Source organism: Dawidia soli, assembly GCF_018598185.1.
Lineage (GTDB): Bacteria > Bacteroidota > Bacteroidia > Cytophagales > Cyclobacteriaceae > Ohtaekwangia > Ohtaekwangia soli.
Genome location: NZ_JAHESC010000066.1, coordinates 1 through 14,011, shown reverse-complemented (window position 1 = coordinate 14,011; position 14,011 = coordinate 1). Strand labels below are relative to the sequence as shown.

The following is a 14,011-nucleotide window of genomic DNA, read 5'->3' as shown; positions in this document are numbered from 1 at the left end:
AAAGAATTAGTTACCCCCAAGGATGCGCCGCCCCGGGCGATTCCATAAGTCCGCCCACAACTTTTTTGAAAAATTGCGCATCTTAAACACGGAAGCCGCTTAAAAACGGCCGGCAAGCGATTTTTATCTGCGAACCTATGCTTCGAAACTACTTTGTCACCGCCCTCCGCAGCCTCCGGCGCAATACAGTCTTCTCTGTCATCCATGTGCTGAGCCTGGCCATCGGCCTGAGTGCCGCCCTGGTGATCTTTTTGATCGCGCGCCACGAGTTCAGCTATGATCGTTTCCTGCCAGACGGAGACCGCGTGTACCGTATCGCGTTCGACAATCAGTTCAACGGGCACTCCGGTCACATGACGGCAGTACCCGGGCCGCTCGCCGCTGCCATCCGGCAACAGGTGCCCGGCATCGAGCTCGTCGTGCCCCTGCTGGTATGCGAAGGGAGCACCGCGCTGTCGGTATCCATTCCCTCCGCCCATACCGGTACCGTGACCCCCGCCGGCACACCGCCCGGCATTGTATATACCACCCCCGAATACTTTACGCTGATCCCCTTTGAATGGGTAGCCGGCAACGCCGCCGTGCTGCAGCAACCCTACACCACGGTGCTTACCGAGAGCCGGGCACAACGCTATTTTCCCGGTGTTCCGCTGGCGGACATCCCGGGTCGCGAGATCATCTACGGCGACAGCGTACAGGCCACCGTGGCGGGCATTGTCAGGGACCTCCGAGAACGCACTGACTTCACCGCCGTGGAATTTATATCCTACACGACCTTGTTCGAAACGATCCAACAGGAGGCGTGGCAACTGAATACCTGGAACAACTGGAGCGAAAATTTAAAAGCCTACCTGCGCCTGCAAGCCGCCCACGCCCCCACGACCGTGGCCCGGCAGATCACAGACCTGGTCACACAACACAACGAAGGCGTCAACCGTACTTCCAACTATACCATTACGGCGCGGCTACAGCCGCTGGCCGATATTCACTTTAATCCCCACTATGCCGGCACGCAGCGTACGGCCAGCAGGTTGACGCTCTATGCGTTGCTGGGTGTCGCCGGTTTCCTGTTGCTGCTGGGCTGTGTTAACTTCGTCAACCTGAGCACCGCCCAGGCGGCGCGCCGCGCCAGGGAGATCGGCATTCGTAAAACGGTGGGTAGCCACCGTGGGCAGATCGTCAGACAGTTCCTGGTGGAGACGCTGAGCATTACCGTCCTGGCCATGATCGTGTCGCTGGTGCTGGCGCCCTTCCTGCTGCGCATTTTTGCCAGCTTTATACCGCTCTCCGCGGGGCTGTTCATCAACCTTCCGACGGTCGCGTACGCTGGCTTGCTTACGCTGGTAGTATCGATGCTGGCAGGGTTCTATCCTGCACTGGTGTTGTCGGGCGTCCGTCCGGCATTGATCCTCCGTCATCATCTCGGCGCCGGCATGATGCGTACGACGCGGCTGCGCAAGGTGCTGACCGTATCGCAGTTTGTGATCGCCCAGTTCTTTATCATCGCCGCGCTGGTCGTCAGCCGGCAGGTAGACTTTTCGTTGCATCAGGACCCGGGCTATCGCCAGGAGGCGATCCTGAACTTCGCCATACCACCCCGGGTCACCGCCGACCGCCAGACCAGCTTTATCAATAATCTGCAGGCACTGCCCGGCGTCGAGCGCGTAAGCTCCGGCTTTATACCACCGGCCTATGATCGCTCGCTGCTCACCATGCTCGCACGCCCCGGGGCGAGGGAAGACGATATGTTGTCCGTGCAACTCCGTTTTGGCGACGCCAACTATATACCACTCTACGGCATCGAGCTTGTAGCGGGGCGAAACATCCGAGAAGTGCAGGGCACGCCCGAAGTGGTCATCAACGAAACCTGTGCCCGCGCATTGGGTTATGCCGACGTCGAAAAAGCTGTCGGCGAAGAGCTGCTCATGGTCGGCGACACACACCTGATCGTCGTGGGCGTCATGAAAGACTTTTACCAACGCTCCACCCACACGCGCATCGACCCCATGATGCTGCGTGGTGAACGCGGAGACTATATACACGTCGCCCTGCAGGCCCGGCAACCCGGCGGTACGGCGTGGCCGGAAACCATCCGCCAGATAGAGACTGAGTTCAAGACCTTGTTTCCGCAGGCCAATTTCTCGTTCACATTCTTTGACGAAAGCATCGCCTCGTTTTACAACGAAGAGCTGCAAACCGCGAAGATGTTAACGTGGGCCACGGGCCTTTCCATTCTCATCAGCTGCATGGGCCTGCTGGGCCTCGTGATCTATACCGCCGACATACGCCGCAAAGAGATCGGCATCCGCAAAGTGCTGGGGGCATCCGTTGTCTCGATCATCACCGACCTATCGCGCGAGTTTGTGCTGCTGGTCATGCTGGCCTTCGTGCTGGCGGTGCCCGTGGCCTGGTATGCTACCCACCGGTGGCTGGAGTCCTTTCAATACAAAGCACCGATCCATGCAGGCATCTTCCTCGCCAGCGGCGCGCTGCTGGTAGCGGTAGCCATGGTGACGCTGTCGTTTCAGACGATCCGCGCCGCGCACAGCAACCCGGTGGAGAGCCTGCGGTCGGAGTGATAGGGGGAAGGTCTGCGGATCCGGGATGTCCGGTAGCGGGCAACTTTGTAATATTCCGGACATCAGATCGCAGGACCGGACAGGTAAAAATGGCCTGCAGCCACCCAAAAAAGCGCTTTGTGGTGCTGGTGTATCTGGCACAATCCATGTGTATCACCCGCAGATACCGCACGCCTATGATCCGTAACTACCTCATCACCGCCTTCCGGAACTTTCTCCGGCACCGCTCCTTCACCTTCCTGAACGTGACCGGCCTGACCCTGGGCATGATCGCCAGCCTGCTGATTTTGCAGTACGTAAAATACGAACGCAGCTACGATACCTTTCATAGCCGGGCGAACGATATATACCGCATACAATACAACCAGTGGCAGAATGGAAAGTTACGCTTCGAGTGTGCGGCCGCCGTGCCAGCAGTAGGCCCCGCGTTGAAAAACAACTTTCCCGAAGTGAAGAGCTTTACGCGGCTCTTCCCGGTCAGCGGCGTGATGACCTATGACAGTCCGGAACGCGGACAGATCGCCTTCCAGGAAGAGAAGATGCAGATCGCCGATTCCTCCGTCTTCGCCATTTTTGATTTTACCCTGGTGCAGGGTGATCCCGTGCATTCCCTCGAAGGCCCCAACAAAGTTGTGATGTCACAACGGGCCGCCAAAAAATACTTCGCCACCGAAGATCCCCTCGGTAAGATCCTCCGGATGGATGGTCAGGAAAAATATGAAGTCACCGGGATCTTTAAAGACGTTCCCGAAAACTCGCACATCAAGTTCGACTTCCTGTTGTCGTACCAAACGCTGGATAACAGATCGCATAACAACTCTCAGACCAACTGGGGTTGGTATGACTTTAATACCTACGTGCTCCTGGAGCCGGGCACCGACGTTCCGGCCCTGCAAGCCAAATGGAACAACTACCTGGAGCACGAACGGGGAGAAGGCTGGAAGAAGGACAATGTAAAACAGGAGTTCCTGCTGAAACCGTTGCTCGGCATACACCTCTACGCCAACCTGCTGCAAGAGTCCGAACCCGATGAACGCGGTAACGGCGACTCCGTCTATGCGCTGACCTTCATCGCGCTGTTCATCCTCGTCATCGCCTGGATCAATTATATCAACCTGGCCACCGCCCGCTCCCTGGACCGCGCCAACGAAGTGGGCGTGCGGAAGGTCATGGGTGCCCAGAAGCAACAGCTGATATACCAGTTCCTGGCCGAGTCCTTCATGCTCAACCTGGTTGCCACCGTCGTGGCGCTGGCCGCCGTGCGGGCCGTATGGCCGTTCTTCTCCGAATTATCGGGCCGGAATATACCCATGGCGTTCATGGGCGAAAGTGATTTCTGGTTCCTGGTGATCGGATTGTTTACGCTCGGAACCGTGCTATCGGGATTTTATCCCGCCATTATACTCTCGTCCTTTAAGCCCGTGGCCGTACTCAAAGGTAAGATCGCGCGGGTCACCCACGGTAACATGCTGCGCAAGTCGCTCGTGGTGTTCCAGTTTGCCGCGTCGGTGGTGCTCATCAGCGTGTCGATCGTGGTATACCAGCAGCTGAGCTATATGCGCCAGCAGGACCTGGGTGTAGACATACACCGCACACTCGTGTTCCGGGCGCCCAGCGTAACGGACTCCCTGCACGAACAACGGACGGCGAGCTTTAAGACCGAAGCCCTGCGCGTTCCCGGCGTCACCAGCATGAGCGGCGCCACCAGCATACCCGGCGACGAGATCTTCTGGGCCAACAGCATTCGCCGGCTTACCGGCGGATCCGGGTCGAGCATCTCCGGCTATACCGTCGGCATCGACCACGACTATATACCGGCTTTCGGACTGAAGCTCGCCGCCGGCCGCAACTTCGACCGTGAATTCACCGGCGACAAAAAGAGCATCATCCTGAACCAGGCCATGACCGAAGCGTTGGACTTTGAGTCGCCCGCCGCCGCCATCGGCCAGTCCGTTATCCAGGGCGATACTTTCCAGATCGTCGGCGTATTGGAAGACTTTCACCAGATGTCGCTGAAGGAAGCCGTCACACCCCTCGTGTTCCGGTTTACACCCGAGTACGCCCGGTTCTATGCCTTCAAGGTAGACGAAGCCAACTACCGCAACGTGCTGGCGGCACTCGAAAAACCCTGGAAGGAGATCTTTCCCGGCAACCCCCTCGAGTACTTCTTCCTCGACGAGTATTTCAACCGTCAATACGAAAGCGACCGCCTGTTCAGCCAAACCTTCACGCTCTTCACCGCGCTCGCCATCTTTATCGCCTGCCTGGGTCTGTTCGGCCTGGCATCGTTCATGACGCTGCAGCGCACAAAAGAAATAGGCGTCCGCAAGGTGCTCGGATCCTCGGTGGCCGACGTCGTGATCCTCCTGTCGCGAGGCTTCGTCCAGCTGGTATTGATCGCCAACCTGCTGGCATGGCCGCTCGCGTGGTATATCATGGACCAATGGCTGGCCGGCTTCCCGTATCACATCAGCATCAACCCGCTGCTCTTCGTGGCCGCCGGTGGCGCCGTCGTGTTGATCGCCTTCCTATCCGTCAGCCTCCAAACCATCCGCGCCGCCCGTGCCAACCCCGCAAAGACCTTGAAGTACGAGTAGAATCAGCGCAAACGGAGACCTGGCAGGAGAGAGGTACTAAGCTATGCTGACAATTTCTATGCGCTGACTTTTTTTGCTTCAGCAAAAAGCAAAAGAGGTAGTAGGGGCGTAGCCCCTACACACATCAGCACCTGGCGCAAGTTTTAGCGCGCAGCGCGGAACTTGTGCCTGGAACTGTCGCCAGCTGGCGGATGGCGGGCAGAGCATTTTGAATGAAAAGTAACACGGCAGTTACAAACTACCCACAGAGGTCACGCTTCATACACACGCCGGCGAGGTGATCGTTTTCACCGAACGCTAACGGATCTGCACCCGGTTGCCCCTCACCCAGTCCTTGTGCTCGTCGGTATAATACAGGTAGGCGCAGCTGGCCGTACCGGTAAAGTCGCCGCCGACTTCCGCTTTCAGGTCGAGGTTGATGGTGTGCCTGGCCAGCGGCCCGAGCTCCCGGTAGTAGAGCGCCAGCTTATCACCGAGCACTTCATAGAAGTCTACGACCCCTTTCTCCTGCAGCTCCTTGAGCTGCCAGGGCTGCAACGAAAGCCCCGCGGGAATGCCGATCAGCGCCACCGTCATCGGCAAACCTTCCGGATGTATATTCCGTAACGTGGCCACCAGGCGCACCGTCTCGTTGACCTTCAGTGTTGTTTGCAACAGCGTTGTTTCCAGGCGAACTTTACAGGCGGCGGCGGTTGCCGGCGTCTTGCTGTTCCAGGTCACGTCCAGCGCGTAGGGCAGGGCTTCGGTGGTACCCGTAAATTGTACCGACACACGATTGGTACCGTTGGCCAGGGCACCGGTAAAGTTATCGAGCACGAGCCGTTCGCGTGTTTCGCGGGTAAACGACTTCGTATCGGTACGGTATGCGTCATTCGCCGAAACAATCACCGTACCACCCTGGCGGTCCGAGCGTACCAGGGCGGCGTATTGTGTCAGCGCTTTTAGCGCAAGCGTTGTAGCCTGCGTAGAGCCGAACCTGCCGTTCATGCGTCTTGACAAGATATAGTCGATCGACTGGCGGATCAAACCAAAATCCTTTTCCGGTGATTTGAGAAGCGCCAGCGTCCACAACGCCGCCGTTTCGATCGTCAACGAGTTGCCATAGCTTCGCACCACGGAGTGGTCGGCCGGCATCCCGTCAAAGCCGTTGCCCACGATCGTACGCCGGAAATGGTCCACCATCTTTTTATAATCCTCCTGCCGTGATAAACTATAGGCGGCATTCGCCAGCAGCGCCATGCGGTACATATCGCCGCTCGACCAGGCTTCGGTAACGCTGGTCGTATACTCCAGATCGATGTCGCGGGTGCCGGTCTCGGCCAGGGCATACACCAGGTATGCATTATTCACGACCGCGGAGGCGCTGGCAAATCCATACTTGCCGCTGTTCTGATGAAAAGTACCATCACCCTTCCGGCGGCTTAAGATCCATTTACGGGTGCGCTCCAACATCGCTTCGTTGACCTTGACCGCTACCTTCTTCATTTCCGTAAACTCGATCAGGCCGTAGGCCGTCAGCGCTTCGTGTGCCGGCGGATGCCCGAACCACTCAAACCCACCGCCGTTTATTTCGTATGCCATGAGCTGCTTATAGCCGCTGGTAATATACTGCATCGCCTTCTGCTCGATGTCCGGTCGGATCTGCCCGCTCTCCTGCATAAACTGCAGGGCCAGGATATTCGGGAACGTAGGCGACGACACCTGCTCAAAACACCCGTGCGGCTCCGCCAGCAGCCCTTCCGCGCCCGAGAACAGGTCGCTGATCAGATCGGTATAGACCGTCACCTTTCCTGCGAGCGACCCTTTCTCGACGTCGCGCAGATCGAACTGTATATCTTTTTTAAGGTCGCGCCCCGACATACTCAGCTGCATGCGGAAGCCTACCGGGTGCACGGTAATGTCACGGGTTATTTCATCCCGCCGCTCACCCGACTGCAACACGACTTTGATAGTAAACGTGCCGCCGATGCCCTGCGAAGTAACCGCCACATAATGCGTGGCCGTTTGACCGGGGGCTACTGTGACTGCCGCCCGAACCGGCGTAACGGCGGTTAGCCCATCCGGTAGGTTGACCGTATAGTCTGCCGCGAGCGGTTGTGATAAATTATTCCGGATAAGGATCGGCAACCGCAGCGTATCTTCAAAACCCAGGTAGGAAGGGATCTTGGTGTCGAGCGAGAACGGCAGCTGGGTAGCATAGGTTTGCTCGGCACGGCCCACAAGCCCGTCGGCCGTGATGCCCTCGGCGGTAAGCCGGAAGGCCGACGTGGCGTCGCTGTTGTGGAACGTTACCCTGGCTTCTCCGTTCTGATCGGTGACGATCGTGTTCTTCCAGTATACGGTGGTAAGGTCTTCCAGGCGTCCCCGCGTATCTGCCGGTGTTGGCGGCGCGTTGTAGAATTCGCGCGTAGTCGAGAATCTGCGCGGCTGGATCACCACGCTATTATACCGGCCCGGGCGTTGGCTGTCTTGGTTGTACCAGCGGCGCGCAGCCTTTGTCTCGATCAGAATGACACCATTGGCGCCGCGGCTTCCATAGATCGCCGTGGCATCGGCGTCTCTGAGTACACTAATGCTGGAGATATTTTCTACCGACAGGGATTCCGATTGGAAATTACGGCTGAGCCCAGGCTGCGCCGGCACGCCGTCGATAATGTACAGCGGCTCAGATTGATGAATGGGCAAGGAATTTGTCCCACGAATACGAATATTGGCCGCACCGCCCGGAACGCCCGTACTCGAAGTTACATAGATACCCGCCATACGCCCCTGCAACGCAAGCAAAGGCGATATAAACGGCTGTGATACAATTTCGTTGCGGCTCACCGTCACGGAGCCAGAGACAAGACTCCTGCTGTTTTCGAAATAACCTGCCGTGACAACCAGTTCGCTCAGCGCGGTAACGTCCTCTTCCATATCGAGATTTCCCGGCGTGGCGTTGTTTTCCGCAGGTGTTGTTTGTTTGCGCTTAGTCATTGGGGCAACGGAACGGCCGTCTCCCGGTACCGATGGTGCGAAGGGATTGGCGGGGTCTTCGGAAGCTCGTTCGTCTACAATCAAACGGTTAGGCTTTCGCGTCAGGAGCAAAACCGGCGTTGCACTGTCTACATTTTTATACGTAAAGCCACCATGCGCGTTCGTTTTAACTTTCGCAATCCTTCTTCGTTCACCCAGCTCCATCAAGGTAACTTCCGTTTGTGTATGCTTTTGATGTTTGTCCAGTATATACCCGGAAATGACGCTTTGGTTTTCCGGAAGCCAGGCAACCGCCGGATCGTTCTGCAATACATCTTTCCAGGTAAAACGGCGCCACCCGTGCGTCAGCAACAGATAGTCGATCGCCTGGAACGCTTTCGGCTCGCGTGGATCGAAGTAAAACGAAGGTTCCTGAATTTCCCCTTTCAGCTCGGACGAGAGTAAAAGCCAGGAGAGAATATTGTCTTGTTTGTCGTCGGCAAACGACAGGATCTGATCGTCCACCGCGGCCAGAGAAAGTTTAGCGGCAACAGCCTTTCCGTGCTCGTCTGTTGTGCGGATGGTAATAGTTACTTTTTCACGGGGCGCATAGACCTTTTTGTCGGTTTCAATGGCCACCTGCAAAGTCTTCTGTGGGTGCAAAAACACCAGCCGCTCAGCTTCCTCCAAACCCTCGCCGTTAAACAGCGTGAACGCGGCGATACCGCCCGGAAAGGCGTCTGTCGGGACTGTTACGGTATTGAGCCCCCTGTGCAGGGTAAGCTTTTCCGCATAATACAACATGCCACGCGTTTGCCCGACCAAAAACACGTCGGCAGTATAGGGCGCGTGAACGGTATACTCGATCGCACGTGGCGACCGGCCGGCAAGCATGAACGAATAGCTCTCACCGCGCACCACAGGTAACGCCGTAGGCTGCATATTTCCAGCCGGACGGTCGATGCGCGCCCGGTAGGTTACGCCGGGTTGAGGCGTGAACCGGAAGGCCCCCATACCCATGTGAAAGCTGGAGAAGGAGGCAACAACATTGTCTTTGTCATCCAGCACAACACCCTGCACGTCGGCGCCTTTGCCAAACTCATTGGTAGCTTTGAACGCTACATTGTTGTCTGCCCCCGAAGTAAGATCACCGCCCTCGGGAAAGAACGCCAGGGTGATTTTGTTCAGTACGATCGGAATGGAGCGGGTGATCGATTCCTCCTGTCCGGCCGCCGATACGACCATCTGCAAAATACCGTCCGGGCTTGCCAGGTCGTCGGGAAGCTTGAATGTCACCCGGGCCTTACCCGCTTCGTCCGTGTCGACCTGGTTCGTCAGGAGCGTGCCGCCGTCTATCCGTACCGTAGACGATACCCGGGCGTTTGCCAGCGGCTCATTTTTTAGATCCTTTACCGTAAGCGTTGCCACCACCTCGTCGCCTTTGCCATACGCCTTCTTTTCGAAGTCGGCTTTCAACAGCATCCGGGGCGTGATGACAGACTGCACCTGCAGCTTCTTTTTAAAGAACGTGGCCTCGCCGGCGTTCCGCATCCAGCGGGTGCAGGCGGTTACGGTATACGGGCCGCCGGCCATGCCCTCGTCCAGGTGAAAGTCGCCCCTGGTGGTGCCATCCTGGATAAAAAGCGTCAGCGAACCCACGGCATTTCCCTTGGGGTCGTTCAGCGTGACGTGCAGCACGTCGCTGATGGCCGAGGGTTTGTGCGTTTGGCCGTCCAGCACAAAGGCGTTGAACCAGATGTCTTCACCGGGTTTGTAAAAGGTCTTGTCGAATTGAATATAGACTTTTTCCTCGGGATGGTTTTGCGTGTACGTGTGCAGTTGTTTTTTCAGATCGCCGATGAAATCAAACACGCCCGTCCGGAACGACAGGAGACAGGCCGCGATCAGCAGAATCGTGAGGGTATTGAAGTATTTCATAGACTTATAATTTGATCGTCATTTTAACAGTAAAAGAACGTGTAGCCGGCGTGTTGAACAGGTCGAGCCCCGTGCCGCCGGTGTATCCAAACAGGGAAGAGGCGGGATCTACACCCGAATAGCCGGTAAGTAAGAGCAGGTTGTTGGCAATGAGCCAGAACTTGATCTCCTGTATTTTGCTGGTCGCGGGCGGTAGTACCGAATAGCTCACCGCCAGTTCCTGGAGGCGGACCCACGAGGCATCTTCGATGTAGGCTTCACCGACCCCCGTGAATCCATAGCGCACCCAGCGATTTTGCTCCAGCGGCGCCGTGGCATCGTAGAACGATACCGGTGTAACATTCGGATCGCCTTGCGGATCGACGCCCGGAAAGATATAGTGATAGACGTTGCGTTCGTCGCCCGTGGTAGCAGATCGCCCCAGGTAGTCGAGCGCGGCACGCGTACCGTTCCAGACATCGCCACCTTTTCGGATGTCCCAGATACATTCGAGCGCCCAACGGTTCCATGTCACCCCGAGCTCAAGCCCTGCCGTCCAGTCGGCGATCGGGTTGCCGATCCGTGTCATGGCAGGGTCCACCAATGGAAATCCATCCTCGCCGATCATGACCTGACCGGAGGCATTCCGCTGGTAGCGGGTACCATAGATCGCGCCCAGCGGCTGGTCTTCCGCCAACACCTTGGACACGGTAGAAAAGCCCGCGAGGGGCACATATACATTGGATGTATAGAGCTTCCGGACCACGCTGTTCTGTCGCGACCAATGAAGCGAGACATCGTAGCCGACCTTGCCGTAACTATTTGGGCGGTACCACCGGATGGTGGCGGTCGTACCATAGTTTTGAACCCGGCCTACGTTGGTAAATTCAAATGCGCCGTTTGTCCAGACAGGCGCGATGAAATCGTGCGTAACGTTGTTGTACAGGGAAAAGTAGGCCAGGAGCCTATGCCGGAGATTAAAATCTATACCCGCCTGTATTTTATTTTCTGTCTCCGGAAGAAGCCGGTCGTTGAAGAATAGCTCACGCGCTTCATAGAAGGTGGCGTATTGATCCGCCGGACCGCGCGTCGAGAGATAAGACCAATCTGAGTAAAGCAGCGGTGCCTCGCGTAGCGTGCGTCCAAACGAACCGTGGATCGTGAGCTCATTGACCGGGTATATAGACCAGAGCTCATAGAGAAAAAGCTTTGCCAGGGCATACGGAAAGAAATTCGTATATCGCGCAGCAGGCAGTGTGTTGGAAAAATAGCTCCGGTTCGAAAATTTCACGAGAGCGACGTTGTCTGGTGCCGTATAGGTGCCGCTGGCGGAAACCTCTTGTATGGACCGGGTTGGCGATTGCAGCAGCCGTGTGGTTCGTTCGCCCGGCGCGCCCCATTCATACGTCAGGAATCCGAGGCCATCGACGCGGTCCAGGTCTTGCCCCTGATAGTGCTGGTCATAGGTGGCGGCAAGCTCCACCCGGTGTCTACCGATCTGTTTTGTATACGATGGTTCCACACTGAGATCGAACCCCGTCTGCTCCTGACGCCGTTGCGTAATCCGTCCCCCCAAGGCGCCCGATAGCCCCGCCGGTACGCCCGATACCACGTCGTTCCACTGTTTTTCAACACTGGCACGGGTCGTCAGGCTAAGGCCCTTGGTGCCCTGGTGAAGCACGGTAATACCACCGACAAGGCGTTTGGTCAGATCTTCGTCGGGCAGCTCGCGTACCATGCCGTAGGGGTTGTCTGCAAAGCCCGCCGCATGTGTACGCACGCCGCCGTTCGTCAGGCGCGAGGACAGCGAAGACTCCACCGCACGACGGGGCGAGAACCCGTTCGCATTGTCGAACGATACCGGTGTACGCCACACGGCTCCGACGATGGACGCATAATTACCACCGCGATTCACCAGCGTACCCGCCGACCGGTCATAGGCGAGTTGAATATCCGTTGTCCAGGTTTTATAGAGGGGTAGTTTTTTTACCCGGAACAAGATATGGTCTTGTGTCGAGGCGGCGTTCGGGATCACACCGTTTTGCTTCTTGTGGCTGGCATCCAGGGATAGCGTGCCCCATCCCGATCGTTGGAGCGACCCTACCAGGTTATAGGCCGTATTAAACCCGGTGCGCAAGAACGCAGCGGCATCATAGGCTTTTGCCGCCTTGCCATTTCCCGTTCCCACAGGCACGAGCCGACCGTTTTGATCGTATGGATACGGCCCGCCATCATACTGAAGCGACGACAGCGCCGGCCCCCAACTGAAGATCTCTTGGTACTCCGGCCCCCGCCACTGCGGCGCACCACCCTGCGGCCGTCCTTGCACATACGCTCGTTGGAGGGCCGGTGTTTGCGTAATCCGCTCGATGCCGATGGCCGTCGTAAACTGCAGCGAGTAACCGATGTACGGGGCCATCCTGACACGAAATGTTTTCGTGCGCGTCACCCTCGAGCCCGGCGTGGGTTTGATCGATCGGATCTTCTCAGCTTCCAGCGTGCTGCCCGTGGGGAGCACGAACGTGGGCGTGTTATCACCCAGTATAGCAACGCCCGCCGCGGTTGAATCGGGCGTGAGTACAAACGGCGCCTTGCGCTTCGAGGCCTTACGTGGAGCCGTGAGGTTAACCACTTTGATAACGGGTATAAGATCATTCTCCATGACCAGCGCCTCGCGCGTCTTCATACCAATAAGGCTGAAGACCAGGGTACCCCCGATCGGAGCCTGCAACGAATAATTGCCGTCCGCGTTCGTAACGGTACCCGTAGCTGTTCCTTTCACGAGAACACTCACACCAGGAAGTGGTTGATTGTCCTTGTCCGCCAGACGGCCACTAACCGTCCGGTACCGGGTCTGCGCCACCACAAGTGTAGCAATGACAAGGAATGCAATAGTAAAGCATTTACTCATAGGCGTTCGGTTTGCATACCAGATGCACGCCTTTGAGAATTCCATAAAAATAATTCAAAAAAAATCCAAGCCGTCCTGTCTCCACACCGCAACAAGCCGAATCTGCTGGCGGGAAACGGGTTCAGGTCTTAGCACTTGCCCCTTCACCTGGCGCGGGTCTAAGGCCGTCTCGACCGGGACTTGTGCCTGGCATTGTGCCAGTCTCCTGACTGGCGTGGCAGCATGGTAGAGTCTAACCCCGCGGTTATTGTATAAGAGTATGTAACCTCTTTGACTGCAGCCCCAAGGTTCGCATCACTCACCGTATAATGATACATAAAAGATTGTGCTGACGCCACAGGCCTTTTCTCTTGCCTTTTCGTTACCCGTTGCGGCTCTCTCAAAAGAGCAGGAGCATTCACCTCACCCCCGAGTTCCACACGTTGTATATTATTCGCCGGCGCAGTTCCCACAACAACCTCCTGCGCATCATCATCCACGCCATCATTCGCCTCCTGCTGACCCTCGCCCTGAAATTCCTTCCCCGCCACAATTCCCAGGATCTTCGCCGCCCCCGCACGTTTGATCTGCTTCACTTCCCCATCATCCAGCGGATCCCCAAAGCAAATCCCAATCCCCAACATCAGGCTATACCCCGCTTCGGGCGGTAGCTGATCCAACGCCAGCTCCAACGTAGTGGCCGGTGATCCCTTCAACGCCGAATACCACGCCGACGAAACAAAGTCACATCCATACATCGTAGTATACCACTTCGGATGCTCGAACTTGCCCGTGCCCGGATTGAACTTAAAATCCGGCACGATCCCCAGGGAGATGGTAATATTGAACTTCGAATGCCGGTTATTCGGAAAGAAATTGATGTCGCGCACAAGCGCCGGGATCTCCACTTTCGCCGAGCGTTTTTCCACATCGATAGACCAAGTTAACGTGCTCCGCACCATCGAATCGAACGTAGTATATTTGTTTAGTTGAAAACCTTCCAGTAACTTCGGATGTTTCGAAAGCTCGATCGCCCGCCGACCCAACGCATTGGTGGAATCTTGTTTTTGAAT

The 14,011-nt window shown here is 56.9% G+C and carries 5 protein-coding genes; 2 read left to right on the top strand and 3 right to left on the bottom strand.

Annotated features, from left to right (window positions below; all coding sequences use genetic code 11):
* Positions 1–137: 137 nt before the first annotated feature.
* Both KK078_RS27945 and KK078_RS27940 read left to right on the top strand, forming a co-directional pair.
* Positions 138–2,579 (top strand): ABC transporter permease, encoded by a 2,442-nt coding sequence (locus KK078_RS27945; protein WP_254093758.1) that lies wholly within the window; start codon positions 138–140, stop codon positions 2,577–2,579.
* A gap of 176 nt (positions 2,580–2,755) precedes the next feature.
* Positions 2,756–5,176: an ABC transporter permease gene (locus KK078_RS27940; RefSeq protein ID WP_254093756.1), complete on the top strand. Its 2,421-nt coding sequence runs from the start codon at positions 2,756–2,758 to the stop codon at positions 5,174–5,176.
* 297 nt (positions 5,177–5,473) lie between these two features.
* Here the strand turns inward: KK078_RS27940 and KK078_RS27935 are convergent, their stop codons facing one another.
* The 3 genes from KK078_RS27935 to KK078_RS27925 all read right to left on the bottom strand — a co-directional run.
* The gene (locus tag KK078_RS27935; protein WP_254093754.1) at positions 5,474–10,069 is read right to left on the bottom strand and encodes an MG2 domain-containing protein; all 4,596 of its coding nucleotides are present in this window, start codon (positions 10,067–10,069) and stop codon (positions 5,474–5,476) included.
* 4 nt (positions 10,070–10,073) lie between these two features.
* Positions 10,074–12,959 carry a carboxypeptidase-like regulatory domain-containing protein gene (locus KK078_RS27930; protein ID WP_254093752.1) on the bottom strand — a complete coding sequence of 962 codons (2,886 nt, stop codon included), beginning with the start codon at positions 12,957–12,959 and terminating at the stop codon, positions 10,074–10,076.
* Between the two features lie 158 nt (positions 12,960–13,117).
* Positions 13,118–14,011: hypothetical protein (locus tag KK078_RS27925; protein WP_254093750.1), on the bottom strand; the 894-nt coding region annotated here is incomplete at its 5' end.